24 protein-coding genes are annotated in these 20,100 nt (G+C 56.8%); 8 read left to right on the forward strand and 16 right to left on the reverse strand.

From position 1 onward, the window contains the following. The first annotated feature begins 63 nt into the window (after positions 1 to 63). Together AACY26_RS08040 and AACY26_RS08045 are read left to right on the forward strand one after the other, a co-directional pair. Complete coding sequence (locus AACY26_RS08040) at positions 64 to 2,094, forward strand: S9 family peptidase (protein ID WP_339512757.1); 2,031 nt, start codon at positions 64 to 66, stop codon at positions 2,092 to 2,094. Positions 2,095 to 2,198: 104 nt separating this feature from the next. Then, positions 2,199 to 2,672: a cyclic nucleotide-binding domain-containing protein gene (locus tag AACY26_RS08045; protein ID WP_339512759.1), complete on the forward strand. Its 474-nt coding sequence runs from the start codon at positions 2,199 to 2,201 to the stop codon at positions 2,670 to 2,672. Between the two features lie 190 nt (positions 2,673 to 2,862). Here the strand turns inward: AACY26_RS08045 and AACY26_RS08050 are convergent, their stop codons facing one another. Next, positions 2,863 to 3,210: a hypothetical protein gene (locus AACY26_RS08050; RefSeq protein WP_339512761.1), complete on the reverse strand. Its 348-nt coding sequence runs from the start codon at positions 3,208 to 3,210 to the stop codon at positions 2,863 to 2,865. A gap of 131 nt (positions 3,211 to 3,341) precedes the next feature. On the opposite strand from AACY26_RS08050, the gene AACY26_RS08055 reads away from it, so the two are divergent. Continuing rightward, the gene (locus AACY26_RS08055; protein ID WP_089358868.1) at positions 3,342 to 3,713 is read left to right on the forward strand and encodes a YajD family HNH nuclease; all 372 of its coding nucleotides are present in this window, start codon (positions 3,342 to 3,344) and stop codon (positions 3,711 to 3,713) included. 56 nt (positions 3,714 to 3,769) lie between these two features. Next, complete coding sequence (locus AACY26_RS08060; RefSeq protein WP_010483143.1) at positions 3,770 to 4,237, forward strand: RNA methyltransferase; 468 nt, start codon at positions 3,770 to 3,772, stop codon at positions 4,235 to 4,237. A 190-nt stretch (positions 4,238 to 4,427) separates the two neighbouring features. Here the strand turns inward: AACY26_RS08060 and AACY26_RS08065 are convergent, their stop codons facing one another. The 5 genes from AACY26_RS08065 to rnd form a co-directional block, all read right to left on the reverse strand. Continuing rightward, positions 4,428 to 5,663 (reverse strand): hypothetical protein, encoded by a 1,236-nt coding sequence (locus AACY26_RS08065; RefSeq protein WP_339512768.1) that lies wholly within the window; start codon positions 5,661 to 5,663, stop codon positions 4,428 to 4,430. Between the two features lie 134 nt (positions 5,664 to 5,797). Next, complete coding sequence (locus AACY26_RS08070) at positions 5,798 to 6,247, reverse strand: YcgN family cysteine cluster protein (protein ID WP_339512770.1); 450 nt, start codon at positions 6,245 to 6,247, stop codon at positions 5,798 to 5,800. Positions 6,248 to 6,393: 146 nt separating this feature from the next. After that, positions 6,394 to 7,338, reverse strand: a complete 945-nt coding sequence (locus AACY26_RS08075) for a D-2-hydroxyacid dehydrogenase (RefSeq protein WP_339512772.1) — start codon at positions 7,336 to 7,338, stop codon at positions 6,394 to 6,396. Between the two features lie 11 nt (positions 7,339 to 7,349). Further along, a complete protein-coding gene (locus tag AACY26_RS08080; RefSeq protein ID WP_339512774.1) occupies positions 7,350 to 7,643 on the reverse strand; it encodes a YcgL domain-containing protein in 294 nt (97 codons plus the stop codon). Beyond that, complete coding sequence (gene rnd / locus AACY26_RS08085; RefSeq protein ID WP_339512776.1) at positions 7,640 to 8,788, reverse strand: ribonuclease D; 1,149 nt, start codon at positions 8,786 to 8,788, stop codon at positions 7,640 to 7,642. Before rnd ends, AACY26_RS08080 begins: the two co-directional genes overlap by 4 nt. Positions 8,789 to 9,061: 273 nt before the next feature. Here rnd and AACY26_RS08090 point away from each other — a divergent pair, with 273 nt between their 5' ends. Further along, the gene (locus AACY26_RS08090; protein ID WP_339512778.1) at positions 9,062 to 10,120 is read left to right on the forward strand and encodes an SMP-30/gluconolactonase/LRE family protein; all 1,059 of its coding nucleotides are present in this window, start codon (positions 9,062 to 9,064) and stop codon (positions 10,118 to 10,120) included. A gap of 47 nt (positions 10,121 to 10,167) precedes the next feature. Here AACY26_RS08090 and AACY26_RS08095 read toward each other — a convergent pair whose 3' ends face one another. The 3 genes from AACY26_RS08095 to AACY26_RS08105 all read right to left on the reverse strand — a co-directional run bounded on the left by AACY26_RS08095 (position 10,168) and on the right by AACY26_RS08105 (position 11,740). Beyond that, on the reverse strand, positions 10,168 to 10,851 hold the full coding sequence (locus AACY26_RS08095; protein ID WP_339512780.1) for a spermidine synthase: 684 nt from the start codon (positions 10,849 to 10,851) through the stop codon (positions 10,168 to 10,170). Positions 10,852 to 10,945: 94 nt separating this feature from the next. Next, the gene (locus AACY26_RS08100) at positions 10,946 to 11,332 is read right to left on the reverse strand and encodes a VOC family protein (RefSeq protein WP_339512782.1); all 387 of its coding nucleotides are present in this window, start codon (positions 11,330 to 11,332) and stop codon (positions 10,946 to 10,948) included. 36 nt (positions 11,333 to 11,368) lie between these two features. Further along, the gene (locus AACY26_RS08105) at positions 11,369 to 11,740 is read right to left on the reverse strand and encodes a SpoIIAA family protein (protein WP_339512784.1); all 372 of its coding nucleotides are present in this window, start codon (positions 11,738 to 11,740) and stop codon (positions 11,369 to 11,371) included. A 141-nt stretch (positions 11,741 to 11,881) separates the two neighbouring features. Between AACY26_RS08105 and AACY26_RS08110 the strand changes: the two genes are divergently transcribed. The 3 genes from AACY26_RS08110 (at position 11,882) to AACY26_RS08120 (ending at position 14,891) form a co-directional block, all read left to right on the forward strand. Further along, entirely contained in the window at positions 11,882 to 12,736 is an 855-nt protein-coding gene (locus tag AACY26_RS08110) for a sulfurtransferase (protein ID WP_339512786.1), read from the forward strand. 226 nt (positions 12,737 to 12,962) lie between these two features. Further along, complete coding sequence (locus AACY26_RS08115; RefSeq protein WP_339512788.1) at positions 12,963 to 13,442, forward strand: hypothetical protein; 480 nt, start codon at positions 12,963 to 12,965, stop codon at positions 13,440 to 13,442. Between the two features lie 198 nt (positions 13,443 to 13,640). Further along, entirely contained in the window at positions 13,641 to 14,891 is a 1,251-nt protein-coding gene (locus AACY26_RS08120) for an OmpP1/FadL family transporter (RefSeq protein ID WP_339512790.1), read from the forward strand. A gap of 247 nt (positions 14,892 to 15,138) precedes the next feature. On the opposite strand, the gene AACY26_RS08125 is transcribed toward AACY26_RS08120, so the two are convergent. From AACY26_RS08125 to cobU, 7 genes are all read right to left on the reverse strand, one after another. After that, on the reverse strand, positions 15,139 to 16,347 hold the full coding sequence (locus tag AACY26_RS08125; RefSeq protein ID WP_445261287.1) for an MFS transporter: 1,209 nt from the start codon (positions 16,345 to 16,347) through the stop codon (positions 15,139 to 15,141). Between the two features lie 30 nt (positions 16,348 to 16,377). Further along, positions 16,378 to 16,803 (reverse strand): MarR family winged helix-turn-helix transcriptional regulator, encoded by a 426-nt coding sequence (locus tag AACY26_RS08130; protein ID WP_339512792.1) that lies wholly within the window; start codon positions 16,801 to 16,803, stop codon positions 16,378 to 16,380. 75 nt (positions 16,804 to 16,878) lie between these two features. Next, entirely contained in the window at positions 16,879 to 17,148 is a 270-nt protein-coding gene (locus AACY26_RS08135; RefSeq protein ID WP_339512794.1) for a hypothetical protein, read from the reverse strand. A gap of 28 nt (positions 17,149 to 17,176) precedes the next feature. Then, positions 17,177 to 17,911 carry an adenosylcobinamide-GDP ribazoletransferase gene (locus AACY26_RS08140; RefSeq protein WP_339512796.1) on the reverse strand — a complete coding sequence of 245 codons (735 nt, stop codon included), beginning with the start codon at positions 17,909 to 17,911 and terminating at the stop codon, positions 17,177 to 17,179. After that, the gene (cobC, locus tag AACY26_RS08145) at positions 17,908 to 18,504 is read right to left on the reverse strand and encodes an alpha-ribazole phosphatase family protein (protein WP_339512798.1); all 597 of its coding nucleotides are present in this window, start codon (positions 18,502 to 18,504) and stop codon (positions 17,908 to 17,910) included. Before cobC ends, AACY26_RS08140 begins: the two co-directional genes overlap by 4 nt. Continuing rightward, positions 18,501 to 19,556, reverse strand: a complete 1,056-nt coding sequence (cobT, locus tag AACY26_RS08150) for a nicotinate-nucleotide--dimethylbenzimidazole phosphoribosyltransferase (protein WP_339512800.1) — start codon at positions 19,554 to 19,556, stop codon at positions 18,501 to 18,503. The genes cobC and cobT overlap by 4 nt, the downstream gene beginning before the upstream one ends. Then, positions 19,553 to 20,074, reverse strand: coding sequence for a bifunctional adenosylcobinamide kinase/adenosylcobinamide-phosphate guanylyltransferase (gene cobU, locus AACY26_RS08155; RefSeq protein WP_339512802.1), 522 nt, complete (start codon positions 20,072 to 20,074; stop codon positions 19,553 to 19,555). The genes cobT and cobU overlap by 4 nt, the downstream gene beginning before the upstream one ends. Positions 20,075 to 20,100: the final 26 nt, after the last annotated feature.

Genomic DNA, 20,100 nt, shown 5'->3' on the forward strand with positions numbered 1-20,100 from the left:
GATAGCGACTTTTACGTCCAACGGCGCCCCTGCTGTCGGTACTCAATGATTCTGGAGTTATTCATGGCCAACGCCCCTATCGCCCGCAGTGAAGCGGGCAGCGACCCCTATCGCTGGCTGGAAAACCGCGACAGTGAAGATGTTCTCCAGTATTTACGGGCCGAAAATGACTACCTTGAGGCTCAACTAGGCGATCAGGCCGAGCTACGCGAGCGTCTTTTCCAAGAGATCAAAGGCCGCATCCGCGAGACCGACCTGTCGCTGCCCTCGCCTTGGGGGCCTTATCTGTACTACCAGCGCACCACCGCCGGTGATGAATACCCGCGCCATTACCGCTGCAAACGCCCGGCAGATGGCTCCCATATTGTCGATGAAAGCAGCGAGCAACTGCTGCTCGACCCCAACCAACTGGCCGACGGCGGATTCTTCTCCCTCGGTGCCTTCAGCATTAGCCCTGATCATCAGCGCCTGGCGTACAGCACCGATACCAGCGGCGAAGAAATTTACCAGCTGCACGTCAAGCAACTCAGCGACAACAGCGTCCAGACCCTGGCGTTTGAAGGCTGTGATGGCAGCATGACTTGGGCCAACGACAGCCAAACGCTGTTTTTTGTCGAGCTCGATGAAACCCATCGCCCACACAAGCTGTACCGCACCTCGTTGGGCTGCGATAAGGCCGAGCTGGTGTTTCATGAGCCCGATGGGCGGTTCTTCCTGCACTGCTACCGCGCTTCATCGGAACGCAAGCTGATCCTGATGATGGGCAGCAAGACCACCAGCGAAGTCTGGGTACTGGATGCCGAAACACCCGAGCAAGCCTTTAGCTGCGTTGCCCCGCGCCAGGAAGATCACGAATACGACGTTGACCACGGCCTGCACAATGGCGAGTGGCAGTGGTTTATTCGCAGCAACCAAAGCGGTATCAACTTTGCGCTGTACCGCGCGCCCGAGCATAACTTCACCCGTGATCACTGGATTGAGCTGCGCGCCCATGATCAACAGGTGATGATCGACGGCATGACGCTCAATGCCAATGCATTGCTGCTTAGCCTGCGCGAAGGCGGCTTGCCGGTCATAGAAGTGACGCCCAATGGCTTACCGACCTACCGCGTCAGCCTGCCTGATGCGGCTTACAGCCTGTATGTACAGGATGCGCTGGAGTTCGAGAGCAACAACATGCGCCTGCGCTATGAGGCGCTGAATCGCCCTGCCCAGATTCGCCAACTGAACCTGGCCACAGGTGAGCAACAAGTACTCAAGGAAACCCCGGTCGAAGGCCGGTTTGATGCCGATGCCTATGTCAGCCAACGGGTCTGGGCCACGGCGGCGGATGGTCAGCAAATCCCGATCAGCCTGGTCGCACGCAAAGACCTGATCGGCACGCCCTCCCCGCTGTATCTCTACGGTTATGGCGCCTATGGCGAATGCCTCGACCCATGGTTCTCCCACGCACGTCTGAGCCTGCTTGATCGCGGTGTGGTATTTGCCATCGCCCATGTGCGCGGCGGCGGTGAGCTGGGTGAAGCCTGGTACCGTGCAGGCAAACTTGAGCACAAGCACAACAGCTTCGATGACTTTATCGCTTGCGCCGAGCACTTATGCGCTGGCGGTTACACCCGCCGCGAGCAGTTGGTCATCAGCGGCGGCAGCGCTGGCGGCCTGCTCATGGGCGCAGTACTCAACCAGCGGCCCGATCTGTTTGCCGCTGCCATTGCTGAAGTGCCTTTCGTTGATGTGCTCAACACCATGCTCAACCCAGACCTGCCACTTACCGTCACCGAGTACGATGAATGGGGTGACCCGAGCCAACCCGAAGTGTATTCGACCATCAAGGCTTACGCCCCTTATGAGAATGTCCGCGCACAGGCTTATCCGGCCATGTTGGTGGTTGCGGGCTACAACGACAGTCGTGTGCAGTATTGGGAAGCAGCAAAATGGGTGGCCAAGCTGCGCGCCAGCAAAACCGATCAGAACTTGTTGCTGCTTAAAACCGAGCTGGATGCAGGCCATGGCGGCATGAGCGGCCGGTATCAGGCGCTCAAGGACGTCGCCCTGGAATATGCCTTTATCTTCAAGGTTTTGCAGCTTGGCTAGCCGCTTCAACACAGCCTGTGAGCACCCGCCTGTGCGGGCGTTCACAGCTTTGAACACGCCAGGACTGGCATGCTTGAGCCATCCGAAAACTGCCTTGAACGACGATGACTGACCGCTCATACCTGATCGACGAAATACGCGACATGCTGCTCGACTGCGGCCTGTTCAATAGCTTGCATCCTGCGGACATACTCGCTGCGGCTGGCTATTTCAGCATCAGCAAGTATGAGCCAGAGCAATTGATCTGCAGCGAAGGTGAAGCTGGTACCTTTATGTGCGTCATTCATTTCGGCGCCGTATCGGTCTGCAAGACCAATTCTGGTGGCGACACTGTTGAAATCGCCAAGCTGCGCAAAGGGCGCGCCTTCGGTGAAATGGCAGTGCTCGACGGCGAGCGCCGCTCAGCCAGTTGCATTGCAGTGAGTGACTGTACCTTGGTGGTTTTATCACGGGATTCGCTGGAAAAAATGATCAACGAATCGCCAAAGGCCGCCGCTAAACTCGTCCGAGCAATTGCCGTGGCCATGTCCAAGCGCTTGCGCATGCTGGACGGCCAACGTGTAGAACAGCAGCTTTAGCTAGGGTGCGACAACGCAAAGCTTGTCCACCAAGATCGCATACCTTCAGCCAAATATTCGCGCCACCGGGCGGTGGGTAAAAAGGCGTTACCCACCCTACAAAAGCATCTGTAGGGTGCGACAACGCGAAGCTTGTCCACCACGCACTTAGACGCGCCAGCCATGGGTGGATAAAAAGGCGTCAACCACCCTACTGTTCGGGTTTCGTCTCTTGCTTGAAGCCCTCGCGATTGCGCTGCAATTGCTCTTCAAGCTCGGGAATGGGGTCGTCCGCCGGACTCAAGGTGGTAGTCGGCCTTTGCTGGCGGATCGGTTGGTTAACCGAATTATTAAGCAGACGTGGACTGCTGGCTGGCGCAGCGCTTGGCGCCGAACGTAAACGTGGCTGCTCATAGGGTTGCGGGGTTGGGCTGCCCGGTGAGCCGGCAGACGAACCACTGCCGGAACCCAGGGTGCCGTAATTTTGCGCCTGCGCCGTCATGGCCGTAGCGCATAGGCTCAACGCCAGAGCAGTTATAACAGGCTTGATAGCACGCATATTGACCTCCAGTACTTCGACCTCAGTGTAGTGCTTATCTCTTGCATTGGACGGCAGCCCATCAAGACAGTTCTCGCTGAACACTACTGGCGCTAAACTAATGAGCAAGGTCACTCACTCGGACAACCTGCATGAACTCGCAAAAACCACCTGCCACCGCCAAGCTCGACCGTATCCTTGCTGACGCCCAGCGCAGCCGCGAAGAGGGTTATCGCGACAAAGCCCTGAAAATGTACCCTCATGTCTGCGGCCGCTGTGCCCGTGAGTTTTCTGGCAAGCGCCTGAGTGAGCTGACTGTTCACCACCGCGACCACAACCATGACAACAACCCGCAGGACGGTTCAAACTGGGAACTGCTTTGCCTGTTTTGCCACGACAACGAGCACTCGCGCTACACCGACCAACAGTACTTCTCTGAGTCTTCGACCGGCTCGCCGAAAAAAGCCCAGGTCACCCATAATCCATTTGCCGACCTGGCTGCGCTGCTCAAGAGCAAAGAGTAATCACCGGCGCGCAACTGCACGTATAATCAGCGCCTTTTGCGCAAAGGGCACAAGCTGTGGCGAACAAACGATACAGTTGCATTGGCTTGGTCAACCCGAAGTCACCGGACAACGTCGGCTCTATCATGCGGGCTGCAGGCTGCTACAGCGTTAGCAGCGTGTTTTATACCGGCACCCGCTATGACCGCGCCAAGGACTTTGTCACCGACACCAAGCGCGTGCACCTTGATATTCCATTGATCAATATCGATGACTTGCAGAAAATCATTCCGCTGGGCTGCACCCCCGTGGCTGTGGAGTTGGTTGATGGCGCTCACGCGCTGCCGGAATACACCCACCCGGACCGGGCGATCTACATCTTTGGCCCGGAAGACGGCTCGCTCAGCAAGGAAATTCGCGCCTGGTGTGAAGATGTGGTGTACATCCCCACTCAAGGCTGCATGAACCTTGCGGCGACAGTGAATGTGGTGCTTTACGACCGCATGGCCAAGGGAAATAACACCAAGTCCGGGCCGAAATTCTAGGGCACAACTCCGTAGGGTGTGACAACGCGAAGCTTGTCCACCAAGATTGCACGTCATCAGCCAAGCATTCGAGCCAATGGATGGTGGGTAAAAAAGCGTTACCCACCCTGCAAAAGCCACTCCGTCGGGCGGTCAACGCGGAGCGTGTCCACCAAGCGCCCAGACGGGGCTGTGCAATTTACGGCTGTACTTATTTGCTCTTCAGCAACTTGGTATCAAGCACGTCCGAAGCCTTGCCCATGACGTTTTCGCTGATTTCGATAAAGTCCTTGGTGCTGACCTTGTCGAGGCGCATCAGGCCGCGAGTCACGTCATCCAGCGATAGTTGCTTACGGTCGTTGGTGGCTTTGCGGATTTCACGGTCTAAATCCTGCAACATCAACACTGCACGCGCAGTGACTGGTCCCGTCGAATTTTCGGTGCGCAAGGTCTTGACCGGCTTGCTCCACTTCAGCAGTTGTTCACGCACTTTCTGGTAGCGCTCTTCAGTCATACCGCCCGAGCGGCGAACCAGTTCGATCGCGTAATACTCGGCCAGGCCCTCACTGATCCAATCACTTTTGTCAGTGTCCTTGATACGGGTAAACACGTGAACCAATTCGTGAACCAATGAGCTGGTACCGTTTTCACTGACAACGGGACGCTCGGCATGCATGAAATAGGAGTTCGGTGCTGACAGACCGCCACGCCACATCGGATCGTTAGCGCCCACTATGAGCAGCTTTTTCGGGTCCCGTGGGAATACTGCCTGCGCTTCTGGCCAGACGAAGGTAAGCATGGTGAGCATGTCCATGCGACGCATGCCCTGGCCATCTGGCGCAGCGATGGTGACATCGGTTTCGCCTAGCTTGGTGCGGCGGGTGCCGATTTTACCGGCAAGAATCCAGCCCGTTGGACGGTCGAACTTGCGCTGCGGGTTGTCAATCCTGAATGTGTTTTTACCCACACGCGGCCAACCGGTTTCGACGCTTGGCCAACCTTTGGGTAACTCGAATTTCAGGTGCGCGACCAGGTTGGTCTTGTCCTGAATCTGCATCGCTGCGCTGGGTATCAGGTTGTCGCCACGAAACAGCGCCCAATCCTCGGTCATACGCGCATCGAACTTACCGTCACTGCGCGGATGGCTTATTTTCACCCGGTAGCTGAGCTTGGTCTTGCCCTTGCCCGGCGTCCAGATACCGCGTTCAGGGCTTTCCTGGGTCCACTCCCCGCCTTCAGTGCTGAAGTCCGAGTAGCGTTGCTCGTCACCCAGATTAAAAGAAAATCGGTTGATGGCTTCGCCCTTATCCAGGGTCATGCTCACTTCGGCCACGTCATCCTCTGGCACGAAACGCACGTTGTAATCCAGGTCAACCTTAGTGGCTGCCCATAACGGCGAGCCGAAACCAAACAGCGCAACAGACAACAACAGGGGACGAATCGACATCACAGGGCAACTCCATGGCAAACGAGGTCAGTTCCAAACATAGACAAGCAGCCAACCCGGCAATTCCATCACCGGCCTGGGCCTTTATTCAGGTTAGCGGGAACAATCTTAGCGAATGTTCAATGGTGCAGATATTAGCCTGCCCGAAAAATCAAATAGTCTTCCCAGTCATCTTCAGCGACGTTTTTCTCACTGAGCATGCGCCCTGACTGCGAAATACGCTCGATATGCACCGCCTCTGGGTCGCCACACACCAGATGATGCCAGAGCGGCAGGTCTTTACCTTCACTGACTAACCGATAGCCGCAGGTCGGTGGTAGCCACTGAAACTGATCCGCCTGCGCCGGTGTCAACTGAATGCAGTCGGGCACAAACTTGATGCGGTTTTCATAATTGGTGCAGCGACAGGTGTCTAGATCGAGCAGCTTGCAGGCAATGCGCGTGTAATAAACGCTGCCGTCGTCTTCATCTTCTAGCTTTTGCAGGCAGCACAGCCCGCAGCCATCGCACAGCGATTCCCACTCAGCCTGATCAAGCTGTTCGAGGGTTTTACGTTTCCAGAAGGGTTCGACTTTAGCGGCCATGACAAAACCAACAACTACGATTGAGGTGCGAAAAGGCCGGCAGTCTAACGCGGCGCCCTTTCGCGACCAAGTCTACTTCGGCGGATAGTGGGTATTTTAAATGACTGGCTAGCCGAGGCCGGGTATATGCCCGAACCTGACCGAGGTTAGTAATCGCGAGAAAAATCCACAAACCCTTGAAGCCTCTGTCCAGCCTGGAAGCGCTCCAGGTTGCTGACAAACAGCTTGGCCATCAACGCCGGCTGCGTCGGGGCGGAACTATGCCCGGTGAGCAACAAGCGCGGCCCAGTCCAGAACATATGTCCGGCTGGCAACGGCTCCACCCGGCAAACATCGATTACCGCGGCCGCCAGCTTGTCCGCCTGCAACGCGCTGACCAAATCTTCATCCACCACGGCTGCGCCGCGCCCGGCATTGATAAACATGGCGCTCGGCTTAAGCAGGGCAAACAGCTCGCTATTGTAGATATCCTGAGTTGCCGGTGTATCTGGCAGCAGGTTAATCAAGTAATCCGCCCGGGCTGCCATGCGCGGTAGATCAGAAATCGACGCTACCTCAATAAACGGCCCTTGTTCACGTGCCTGGCTGGCAACGCCTAGGAGCTCAACGCCAAAGGCTGCCAAAAACAAGGCCACGCTGTGGCCAATATCGCCACAACCTACAATCAATACCCGTCGCCCGGCCAGGCTGTGCGGTAATACTCCACGCCAGTGCTGCGCTTGTTGCGCCGCTTGTTGAGCCGAGATCTGCCGTTCATGGGCAAGCATGTGGCAAAGCACGTACTCAGCCATGACCTGGCCAAAAATACCAACCGCCCGGCTCAGTAAGTAGTCACGCGGTAAATCATCAGCCAGCAAGGGTTTGATGCCTGCCCAGGTCGATTGCAGCCACTGCGGTTTTAGCCCTTTACGCAGTAGGCCTGCGAGCAAATCTGGCTGCCCCAGCCAAACGTGGCAATCCGCGGCCAGGGCCGGCAGGCCTTGCAGATCATCACTAGCGACCAGCTCAAGCCGTGGCGAGCCTGAACTCAGCGTGGCCTTGATCAGTTCGGCGTATTTGGCATGGGACTTTTCAGCAATGAGTACACGCATAGCATTTCGACCTATACAGGGTCATTACGGCGCAACAGCTCTTCGGGCAGGTGCTGGATGTAGTCTTCTTCTTGCGGCGGCATCTGCAGGTGATAGCCCTGGTTGTCGAGGTTATCCAGCACCTGGTGAATATCCTCGCGGGCCAGGGCGCGCTCAGGGGTCAAGATCATGCTGAACGCCAGGGTTGGCGTGCCAAAAGCCGCCAGCAAGGATTCTGGTACACGCTTGAGCTCATCGCTTTTGAGCACGTAGAGGTACATCTCGTTGCGTTTTGAACTCTTGTAGATATTGCAGATGCGCTTCACACCCTTTCCTCTTCTTTGGCTTCGCTGATTTTAGCCAGACGATCTAATAATGCTTGTCCCATCAACTCACGGCGCCAGCCGGTAAGGGACTCAGGCAACTCATAAGGCCCCGTTGGATAGCCACTTTTGAGTAGTGCCTCGAGGATCTTCTTGCGCAGCATCAGCTCAGGCGCAATATCCAGACGCTCAGCTTCTCGCTGGCCAATGGCGCGCAGCTTTTTAAGGATTCCAGATGCCTCAATCGGCAGCGGCTCAGGCAAGGCTTCCGGCCACTCTGAGGCGGGCAGCGCCGTAGCATCCTTGATCAACTGCAGTATAAACTCGCCGTCTTGACGCACCGTCTTTGGATGCATCTCTTCGATACGCGCCAGGCTTTGCAGGTTATCCGGCTGAGTCTTGGCCAGCGGCCACAATGAGTGCTCACGCAGGATTCGATTGCGCGGCTGGTTGCGCGCCCGCGCTTCATGTTCACGCCAGGCACAGAGCTCGCGCAACACTGCCAATTGCGCACGGGACAGCTTCCACGCCAGCTTGGCTTCGCGGTAGGCCTCTCGTGGTTCGATTTCACGGCCAAGGTTATTGACCATGTCGGCGCAGTCTTCAAGCACCCATTGGTATTTTTCAGGCGAGAGCTTTGCTTGCAACTCACGGTAGACATGCGCCAAGTGCAGGACATCTTCGGCTGCATAGCTGACCTGAGTCTCTGAAAGCGGACGCTTGAGCCAGTCCGAGCGCGTCTCGCCTTTGGGCAACTCAATATCCAGCACGGCCTTCACCAAACGGGAATAGCCCATAGAGAACCCAAGGTTGAGGTATCCCGCGGCAATCTGGCTGTCAAACAGCGGCGCGGGCAAGCTGCTAGTCAGACGCAGGAAGACTTCAAGGTCTTCGCTGCAGGCATGTACGACCTTAACCACCTCGGGATTTTCGAGCAGCGCCGCGAATGGCGTCCAATCGCTGATCAACAGCGGATCAATCAGGTAGGCACGTTCACCTTCGCTAACCTGGATCAGGCCAGCAATCGGGTAGAAGGTATCAACCCGCATAAACTCGGTATCCAAGGCCACAAACGCCAAGCGCTGCCATTGCGCGCAGTGCTGGGTCAGGCTCTGGTTGTCATTGATCCACTGAATATCAATCGCCACGCGGCTCTCCCTTGTTGAATGTCCGGCAGTATATATGCCCGCGCCGTATATCGGGGGCCTGGTTAAGCGATAAGAATCTACAAGCGTCGTGTTTCATTGCGTCGACCGGTCGCCATGCAAAAGCTTAGGGGATTAATTGTGCACGGCAGCTACCATTCGACTGAATGATGCAACCATAAAGAGCTGCATGGTTACCCAACCATTGCCCCGAAACCTGTAGTCTGGTGGCTAGTCCCAAGGTGCTGCGCCCATCACTCAATACGGAAAATAATAATGAAAAAACTGCTTGGTCTTTTGATACTGCTGATCGCCTGCGCTGCGGTCTTCCTCGCCGTCACACCCAGCCCGATCAATCCAGTCGCCTGGCAGGCACCCAAAGCGCCAGCCATGACGGGTGTACTTGAACCAAATGACACGCTGATGAAGGCGCAGCTAATCGCCAAAGGCAAGGTTCACGGCCCGGAAGACACCGCAGTTGATGGCCAAGGCCGCGTTTATGCAGGCCTCGCAGACGGCAGGATTGTGCGCATTGAGGGCGAGACGGTCGACACCTTTGCCAACACCCAAGGTCGCCCTTTGGGCATGGATTTCGACGCACAGGGCAACCTGATCGTTGCCGACGCCTATAAAGGCCTGCTTTCAGTCGACCCCAAGGGCAGTATCAAGGTGCTCACCACCGGCGCTGAAGGCCTGCCGTTCAAGTTTACCGATGACCTGGCCATCGCCCGTGACGGCACCATTTATTTCAGCGATGCCAGTTCACGCTTCGGGCAGCCCGACTATTTACTGGACCTGCTCGAAGCACGCCCATGGGGTCGCTTGCTCAGCTACACGCCAGCCACCGGCGAAACCAAGGTATTGATGAAGGATTTGTACTTCGCCAACGGTGTCGCGCTATCCGCCAATGAAGACTTCCTGCTGGTCAACGAAACCTATCGCTACCGCATCAACCGTTACTGGCTCAAGGGCGACAAGGCGGGCAGCCACGATGTGTTTATCGACAACCTGCCAGGCTTGCCTGACAACCTTGAAAGCGACCATGCCGGCACCTTCTGGGTGGCAATGCCTTCGCCGCGCAAAGCCGATGCAGACTTTCTGCACCAGCATCCATGGCTAAAAGCGCAAATCAGTAAACTGCCGCGCATGTTCTGGCCCAAGGCCACGCGCTACGGACTGGTAATTGCCATCAACGAGCAAGGGGAAATCACCCGCAGCCTGCACGACACCAGCGGCAGCCACCTGAGCATGATCACCTCAGCCAAACCCGTGGGTGACTATCTGTACCTTGGCAGCCTTGAAAACGACCGCATCGGCAAACTGAAGATCCGCTAAAGCGATGCTGACAAAGGCCCCTCACCGGGGCATTTCATGACGGGTACTCAACCCTGCTTTTCGGCAATCCAGATGGTGTGGCGTGTGCCCTTGTTGCCATGGGCATAGACCTGCACCGCTTCGGCTTTAAAACCAGCCTTGGCGATTTTCTCGGAGAACTTGCGATCTGCACTTGAGGACCAGACCGCCAAAATACCTTGACTGCGCAAGGCCTTGTGGCACTGGCGCAGGCCTTCCATTGAGTACAGCCAGGTATTGCTCTTTTGCGTCAAGCCTTCAGGGCCATTGTCGACATCGAGCATGATTGCGTCATAGTCGTCCTTGGCGGCGTTAAGCACCTTGGCCACATCATCCTCAATGATTCGGGTACGCGGATCATTGATTGGGTGGCCTGACTTAGCACCCAAAGCGCCGCGATTCCACTCGATCACCCCCGGCACCAACTCTGCCACAACCACTTCGGCATTTTTGCCCAGATGCAGCAGTGCTGAAGCCAAGGTAAAGCCCATGCCCAAACCGCCAATCAGTACGCGCGGCGCTGGACGGCCTGCAATCTTTTTACAGGGGATCGCCGCCAAGGCATCTTCTGAGCCGTGCATCCGGGTATTCATCAACTGACCGCCATCACCACCGGCAATCTTGATCACAAAGTCTTCGCCGTACTCGAACAGGCACAGCGCGGAACTGCCTTGAGGAATAGGTGCGGTGTCCAGCAACACAAAGCGTTTCATTGGCAACTCACGTAAAGACATCATTGAATGCCGCGCACCATACAGCAGCGAAGCCAAGCTTAAAACGCTAAGGGACCTCCACGCATTAAAACGCTTAGAACTCGCCGTGCTGCCCGGCCAGGACTACGATGTAACCGTCAGGGTCGCGCAACCAGACCTCACGGTGCTGCGCGTTCGGGTTCAATAACGGCCCTTGCAGCACCTTGATTTGCAAAGCTGCAATGCGCACCAACGCGGCGGCAAAGTCATTGACCTGGAACCACAGCAATACACCATTGCCGCGCGAAGCCTGGCTGCTGTCGCCCAGGTACCGATGATTGTGCGCATCCCAAGCATGCAGCTGCAGGATCATCTGGCCCTTAGAGTTGACCAGTTGTTCATACTCAGCCCCACCATGGGCCGACCTACACCCCAGCAATTGCTGGTACCAAAGGCTACTAGCAGGCACATCGGCAACTGCGATCAGGGGTTGTGGCTGCATTGCGCTAACTCTCGTGGTTAATGGGGCATTCGATAATCAGACATTCTCTGTGACGTTTCGAATCCAGTAGCGCGCCTGATCAAGTTCATTCAGAGCAAAGTTACGGATCTGGGCCTGCATCAGGGGTTTGACAAGTTCGCTAAACCAGCCAATCCATTTTTGGTCGGCAACTATTGCCACATGGGAGAAATCCTTGAGGTGCTTGGGAGCAAATTTAAAATCGGCCCATAGCGCAGATGGAGAGATCGCGCCCACATGCTTGACCACCTCGACAATGCGCACCTCGCCGTACTCACTGATGACTTGCTCAATACGCGCAGCCAACTGATCAAACTCCTCACGACTTAAACCACCATCAAGCTCAAACTCGATGACATTAGTGTGTTCACTCGGTTTAATTGTCAGCATTTTATTCACCTCGCAATTGGCGGATGCTTAAAACGAAGGCTCAGGATCAAGCGCTACGATAATGAATAAGACCACGCCGCTACGCTTGAGTTTTGCAGCATGATAAAAAGCCTGTTGCCCCACCAGACCGAGAAGACCCAAATGCCTATCGCTCAACTGATCACTGCCGAACAACTGCATAAGCGCCTGCAAGCCCCCAACTTGCGGATTATTGATTGCCGTTTTGCGCTGGAGGACAAGGGCTACGGCAAACGCAGCTTCGCCGAAGGGCATATCGAAGGTGCGCAATTTCTCGACCTGGAAGACGATCTTTCCGGTGAAATAAAACCCGGCATCACCGGCCGCCACCCCCTGCCACAGCCGCTACCGCTGATCCAGCGACTGGCTGAGCTTGGCCTGGACAATCACAGCGAAGTCATTCTTTACGATGACGGCCCCGGCGCTTATGCCGCCAGGGCTTGGTGGCTATTGGCATGGCTGGGCAAGCGCGAAGGTGTTTTCCTGCTAGATGGCGGCCTCAAGGCCTGGCGCGAGGCGGGCTTGCCGGTCAGCACTGAGACGCCGCCTGTGACTGCAGGCAACTTCAGCGGCCAGCCCGACAGCGCGATGGTGCTCAGCGCCGAGCAATTGCAGGTCCGTTTGAACGCTCCAGATATGACCTTGCTGGACGCCCGCGCCCTGCCGCGTTTCAAAGGCGAAGTGGAACCATTGGACCCCGTGGCCGGGCATATTCCGGGGGCGCAATGCGCCGCATTCACCGACAACCTGGACAGTGACGGCCGCTTCTTGCCCGCCACTGAGCTGCATCAACGCTTCAGCGAGCTGCTCGGGCAACGCCCTGTTGAGCAACTGGTGGCCTACTGTGGTTCTGGGGTGACGGCTTGCCATAACCTGTTCAGCCTGTGCCTGGCAGGCTACCCGCTTGCAGCGCTTTACGCAGGTTCCTGGAGCGAATGGATCACCAATCAACACAGGCCCATAGCCACTGGCGAGTGAACAGCGCTACGACCGGCAAACCCGCTACATCAGCGGGTTTGTTAATTCCCAAGTGCTATATAGATATTTTGTGAGCGAAGAAAACAATTTAAAAACAGGCCTTTACAACTCAAAGGTAGCACTACACTTCAACATGAGCGGCTAAACCCGCCCCCGGTAGAGCCTTTGTACGAACAACCAGCTGCCAAGCGCCCGCCCTACCGGTCTCCAATTTTGTGAGGATGGTATGGGAATTGCGGCCTGTGAACTAAGCCAGCACGTTATTCGCCCGACATTGGTCTATCTGGGCCACTACTCACCAGCAGCAGAGGCCCTGCTTCTGGGTGCTGCAGCCAGTCAATCAAGCCTGTGCTCGGAGCTCGATGACAACCTGGGCCATGGCCTGTTTCGTATTACCGAAACCCGCCATCAGCAACTCTGGGACTGCCATCTCGCTTTTGACCCAGACCTTGCCAGCCTGATCCGTGGGCTGGCCAGCCAGCATGCCTTTCTCGATGCTCCGCATATAGAGCTCACGGTCAACCTGCGCTATGCAACTGCAATTGCCTGGATGCTGATTGAAATTGAACACCGCCCCCTGCCTGAAGTTGATGACCTGGCGGGCATGGCAACAATTTGGCGCCATGTTTTTCGACCAACGGGGCGTGCGCAGGATTTTATTGAGGCATGGCAACGTTGCATCGGCCAGCTCGGTCAAGTTGCCTGACATATTGCCAAACTGTCCGAATAGTCAGGGTTTGCGTCATTTCAGCTCAGTGTACGCCTGTTCACATTCAGCGAAGATAGCGGCACAACGCCACAAATTGTCCTACAAAACCCAACTTTTCAACTGAACTTTTGCTCTTGGCAAACGCCTAAAAAGCCTGTTAGCTTGCGCTCCCCAGCTACCCTTTGGAGTCCTCCCGTGAGCCAAAAAATTCTAAAAAGCAGTTTGGCCTTAGCCATCAGTGTTGTATCCAGCTACAGCCTTGCCAGCGGTTTTGCCCTCAATGAGCAAAGCATCAGCAGCATGGGTACTGCATTTGCTGGCCGCTCTTCCTCTGCCGACGACGCCACCACGCTGTACGGCAACCCTGCTGGTATGTCTCGCCTCAAGCGTGAAGAAGTCTCCGCCGGTGCCGCAGTGGTCATCGCCAAGACCGACATCAAAAACGCCGATGGCAGCCTTAGTGGCAGCAACGACGGCGATATGGTGCCAGTCGTGGGCGTGCCTATGGGTTACTACGTCAAGCCAATCGACGACAAGGTCAGTTTCGGTATCGGCATGTATGTACCCTTTGGTTTGGTAACGGATTACGAGAGCGACTTCCAGGGACGTTATTTTGGTGACAAGAGCGAAGTTCAGGTCATCACACTGCAACCCACTGTCAGCTACCGCTTCAATGACAATCTGTCGATCGGTTTTGGCCCAACCATCAACCACATCTCCGGCGAACTGACCTCGAAAATCCCAAGCTTCACGCCAGAAGACGGCAAGGTCAAAATCAAGGGGGACGACGTCGCCATTGGTTATAACGTGGGTGTGCTCTACGAATTCAACGAGCACGTACGTGCCGGTGTGACTTATCACTCCAAGGTGGATTACGAGCTTGATGGCGACACCAAGGTATCCGTGCCCGATGGCAGCCTGCTAAGCGGCTTCCAAGGCAAGTACGACGCTGGCCTGGATATCACCACGCCTGAATCGGTTGATATGTCCCTGACCTACGACATCAACGACCAGTGGACTGTTTATGCAGGCAGCACCTGGACCCGTTGGAGCCGCCTGGAAGACATCACGGTCAACAACGAAGGCGTAACAGCTCCGTTTGAAACCATCACCGAAGAGCAAGACTGGCACGACACCTGGGCCCACGCCATTGGTGCAGCCTACAAGCTCAACAAGCAGTGGGTGCTGCGCGCGGGCTTGGCTGTCGACCAGTCGCCTGCCAACAACACGCACCGCTCGCCGCGTATCCCGACCGGCGACCGCAAGATCTTCAGCCTGGGTGCTGGCTGGAGCCCAACCGATGACATGACCATCGACGTGGCTTACTCCTACCTCAAAGAAGACGACGCCAAGCTCGACAACAGCGATCCGCTGCGCGGCAACTACAGCTCTACCTATGAAAACAGCGCCCACGGTCTAGGTGCGCAAGTGACTTACCGCTTCTGATTCACGGCAGTTAAGCACTCCATTTGTGCGGCGCAAACAACAATAAGAAAGCCGCGCAAATCTACCGCCCCCGACACCAGCCCCATAACGCCTACTGCAATCTGTGCTTGCAAGCCAACGACCCTTCAGCAGATACCCACTCCTAGCTGCAACACTGCCAACCCGCCCTGAAGCCAGCCCCAGCCAATCAAGGCCAATAGCAGCAGCCCAGCAATTGCCAGGCAAGTCCGGATCAACCAAGGCTTATTCATATAGCCGCCGGTATAGTTTGCAAACGTGCAACCGGCTGTTCACGCACCGGCCAGTTAAGCGCCGCAGCGATCAGGCTCAAGCCAATCGAGATCTGCCAAACCAGGTCATAGTTGCCCGTCTGGTCATACAGATAGCCGCCCATCCAGCCGCCGAGAAATGCGCCAAGCTGGTGAAACAGAAAGACGATCCCACCCAACATCGACAAGTTGCGCACGCCAAACATGGTGGCAATGGTACCGTTGGTCAAAGGTACGGTTGAAAGCCATAAAAGGCCCATGGCGATACCAAAGGCATACGCACTCCAGACCGTAAGGGGCATCCAGATAAAGGCGCCTATCACCACTGCCCGCGCCAGGTACAAGGCACTGAGCAGTCGCGGCTTGGAACGCGAGGCGCCGAGCCAACCTGCGGTGTAGGTTCCGAAAATATTAAACAGTCCAACCAGCGCCAATACAGTGGTACCGACCAGCGCCGGTAAATGCTGATCGACCAGATACGCAGGCAAATGCACGCCGATAAATACCACTTGGAAACCGCAGACAAAGAAACCCAGGGCTAACAACCAGAATCCCGAGTGCGTACTGGCTTCATGCAGCGCCTCAAGCAAACTTTGATCGCCAACCTGAGCCGGAAGTGGCGCATCCTTGATCATCTTCGCCAGCGGCACGATCAGCGCAACCAGCAGTCCCAGGGCCAATAATGCCGACGACCAACCCAGCCAACTGATCAAGCCAAGCGTGCCCGGCAACATGGCAAACTGCCCGAATGAACCTGCTGCACTGGCTATACCCATCGCCATGCTGCGATCTTCGACCGCAACAGCGCGCCCCACCACGCCTAGAATCACCGAGAACGACGTGGCAGACAGGCCCATGCCAATCAGCAAGCCAGCGCTCAACGACAGCGACCACAATGAGTCTGCAAAGCCCATCAAGACCAGGCCCAGCGCATACAGGACGCCACCAATAATCACCGTGCGTTGCGCACCAAAGCGGTCGGCAATAGCGCCGGTGAAAGGTTGAGTCAGGCCCCAGATCAGGTTTTGCAGGGCAATGGCCAAGGCAAAGACTTCGCGCCCCCAGCCAAATTCTGCGCTCATTGGTGGCAGGAACAAGCCAAAGCCATGTCGAATACCCAGCGACAACGCAAGGATCAACGAAGCCCCAAGCATTATCCAACCACTTTTGCGCCACACATTATTCATATCAATTCCTGGATACGCAGTGAGCTGCGCTCAATCGAAGTCCGAGTCGAATGCTTGCAACTTGGCTAGCAGGTGGCTCAATTCATCCACCTGCTCAGCCCCCATACGCTCGACGAGCAGCTGCTGGACACCTTGCCATGCAGCAAACGCCGCCTTGATGACCTGTTCCCCATGGGCGCTCAGCTGCACAATGCGATTACGCTGATCGGCGCCCTCTTGCATCACGACCAAGCCCTTGGTCTCCAGCACACGCAGGTTGCGCCCCAGGGTGCTGCGATCCAGGCCAATGGCCAGGGCAAGGTCACTGATGCTCGGTTGTTCCAGACGCTGCAGATGTTTAAGCAGTGAATACTGGGCAACATTGATCCCGATGGCGCTGAGCGCATCGTCGTATAGCTTGCTGACCCCGCGACTCGCACGGCGCAGCTGAGTACATAGGCATTGAGTCGATAACATAAATGCGGGTATATACCCGCATCAATCTAAAAGCAACTTAAATCGAACTGAACATAGGCTGAAGGTTTTGCTTGGCTAGACAAGTTGCCAGCTTTGCTCCGTGCCTGGCGAAGGCTGAATCTTGGGGCTTTTCTGGCAAACCTGGTTGATGCGCTGCGGCTTCATCTGCGTTTGCAGAGCAATGGACTGGCTGCTCAATTGCGCTTGCCCTGAAGCGGTCTTTGCATCCTCAAGGCACTTGAGGATCACCCCTTCGTCGATCTTGAATTTCACCCAGCGATACAGCCAGTAATGCGCCGCCAGACTGACAATAACGACCAGAGCGATGATGATTTTTGCAGACACAGGCAAATCCTTTCCTTCTAGGTGTCGGTCAGCTAGCAGCGCAGCCCAAGACCACCACTATTGCGCACTCCATTATCTCGAGCAAGGCGCCCGCAGTGTCGCCAGTTGTACCGCCCAGGTGCTTGAGCATCAACTGACGGCAGAGGACAAAAACCAGCCCCGCTGTTATCAGTGCCAGCCAAGCAGCGGGGATAAATACCAGTGACACCCCAGCCACCGCGGCCAGCAACCAGGGTAAGTGCTGACGTGGCAAATGACTCGACAGCGCCTGACCCAAGCCACCCTTGCGCACATAGGGCGTGGTTAAAAACAGTAAAGGCAGCGCACTGCGTGCCAGAAGTGGCGCCAGCAACAGCGCTGAAGTTGAAGCGGCACCGAGCAAGACCATCAGCGCAGCAAACTTGAGCAACAGCAACAACAGCAAAGCCACCACGGCAATCGGGCCACTGCGCGGGTCTTTCATGATCTCAAGCGTGCGTTGCTTGTCACCAAAGCCGCCCGCCCAGGCGTCCGCGCTGTCAGCCAGGCCATCGAGGTGCAGGCCGCCGCTCATCGCTACCCAAAGGCTTAACAGCAACGCGGCCTGCAATACCGCCGGCACATCGTCGAGCAGATAATGGGCCAGCCACAACACAATGCCAATCAGCATGCCCACCAGCGGATACCAGAGCACAGAGCGGCCGTTCTGCTCGGCGCTGGGCATCTGCTTCAGGGTGACAGGCAGACGGGTCAGAAACTGCAGCGCAATAAGCAATCCGTTCATCGACGCTCACCCAAGGTGCCGTCCGGTTCGACCGCCAGCCTGACCAGTTGCGCATGGCCAACACTGACCTGCATCAGATCGCTGCGCGGCAAGCCACGTGCCCGCGCCAGCAACAAACGCATCACGCCGCCATGGGTGAGCAGCAAGATACGTTCGCCGCAATGCGCCTGTTGCATTCGCTGCACACTGGCGAGAATCCGCGCCTCAAACTGGAGCAAAGGCTCGGCATTGGGCGGGGTAAATGCATAAGGATCAGCCCAGAACTGGCCAAGCCCCTGCGCGTCTCGCTGCATGACCTCGGCGCTGCTCAAGCCTTCCCAGTCGCCAAAATGCAGCTCTTGCAAGGCTGCATCAAAACTCAGGGGAATGCCCTGCGCCTGGGCGACCTCTTCGGCAAAGCGCGCGCAACGTTGCAGCGGTGAGCTGATCACGCGGTCCCACAGCGGCTGGCCCTGCTGTTCACTCAGGGTAGTTGCCAGTGCTTCACGCAATTGGGTCCAGCCCGTGGCCGTCAGTGCATCGTCAATCGAGCCACGCAAGCCGCCGCCCTGCTCGGTTTCGCCATGTCGCAGCAGGTCGAGCTGCACGGTCATGCCGAACGCCCTGAGACAGCCGCTTCAGCAAAAGTCGCCATATCGTTGTGCAGCGCGCAGGCCATGCGCAGCAGTGGTGCTGCCAAGGCCGCGCCGCTGCCCTCACCCAAGCGCAAACCGATATCCAGCAACGGCTGCCCATCAAGCGCGTGCAACACCTTGCCATGCCCGGGCTCAGCCCCTCGATGAGCGAAGAACAACCAGCGCCCACACTCTGCATTTAACTGCTGCGCTACCAAGGCCGCCACTGTGCAGATAAAGCCATCGACCAACGCTGCAATGCCTTGCTGCGCACAGGCCAGATAAGCGCCCGCCAAGGCAGCAATTTCGAAACCGCCCAAGCGGCGCAGCCCATCAACCACGTCGTTTATCTGCGGACGATGCAGCGCCAATGCCGTGTCGATTACCTGAGTTTTGTGCTGCACACCTGCAGCATTCAGACCCGTGCCGGGACCAACCAGCGCCGAAGCATCGCATTGCAACAACCAACAGGCCAGCGCCGAGGCGGACGTCGTATTGGCAATGCCCATCTCACCTGCGATAAACAGCTCAGTACCTGCGGCTTGCGCGCGCAGCACCGCATCACGCCCGGCAGCCAACGCCTGCGTCACGTGCTCGGCAGTCATCGCTGGCCCATGCAAGAAGTTCTGGGTGCCTGGCCCCAACGCCAAATGACGGACACCGGGTAATGCGTCAAGCGCTGTCGCGGTACCAAGATCAATCACTTCAAGCTGAGCGTCCAGCTGACGCGCCAGCACATTAATGGCTGCGCCACCGCCGACAAAATTACCCAGCATTTGCCCGGTGACTTCTTGCGGATAAGCCGAGACACCTTCACTGGCAATACCATGATCAGCCGCGAAGATGCTGATCCAGATCTTCTCGACCCGGGGTTTCTCGCGCCCCTGCAAGCCAGCTAGGCGGACCGCAATCAGCTCAAGCTGAGCCAATGAACCGGCAGGCTTGGTCAGTTGAGCCTGGCGCTCTTGCGCCGCCTGCTGTGCGTCCACATCCAACGGACGACAAGCCTGCTGTAACCATGACTTGCTCACAGCGCCGCTCCTTTTAACACCATTGGCAATCCGGCGACGGTAAACACCACGCGCTGGCAGCGTTCAGCCAAGGCCTGATGCAGCCAACCCGCTTGATCGACATAACGCCGGGTCAGCTCGCCAAGCGGAATCACGCCGAGACCGGTTTCATTGCTCACCAAAATGACGCGTCCAGGTATTGCCTCAAGGCAGGCCAGCAATTGATCAACTTCCCTATGCAAGCGTGCATCATCGTTCAACATCAATAGGTTGCTTAGCCACAGCGTCAGGCAATCCACCAGTAAACAGCGATCCGCTGCAGCATGCTCCTGCAGAACCTTGGCTAACTGCACCGGCTCCTCAATCAGTTGCCAATGTGCTGGGCGACGCTGGCGATGATGAGCGATGCGCTGACTCATCTCGCCATCAAGCGCCTCGCTGGTGGCGATATAGGTCACCGCCATGCCAGATTCCGAAGCCAGGCGCTCGGCCAGACGGCTTTTGCCGGAACGAGCGCCGCCGAGAATTAATTCATGCATGGCGCGGCTCCAGATCGATAAATAAA

The sequence above is a fragment of the Pseudomonas sp. RL_15y_Pfl2_60 genome (assembly GCF_963970595.1).
In the GTDB taxonomy this organism is placed as follows: domain Bacteria; phylum Pseudomonadota; class Gammaproteobacteria; order Pseudomonadales; family Pseudomonadaceae; genus Aquipseudomonas.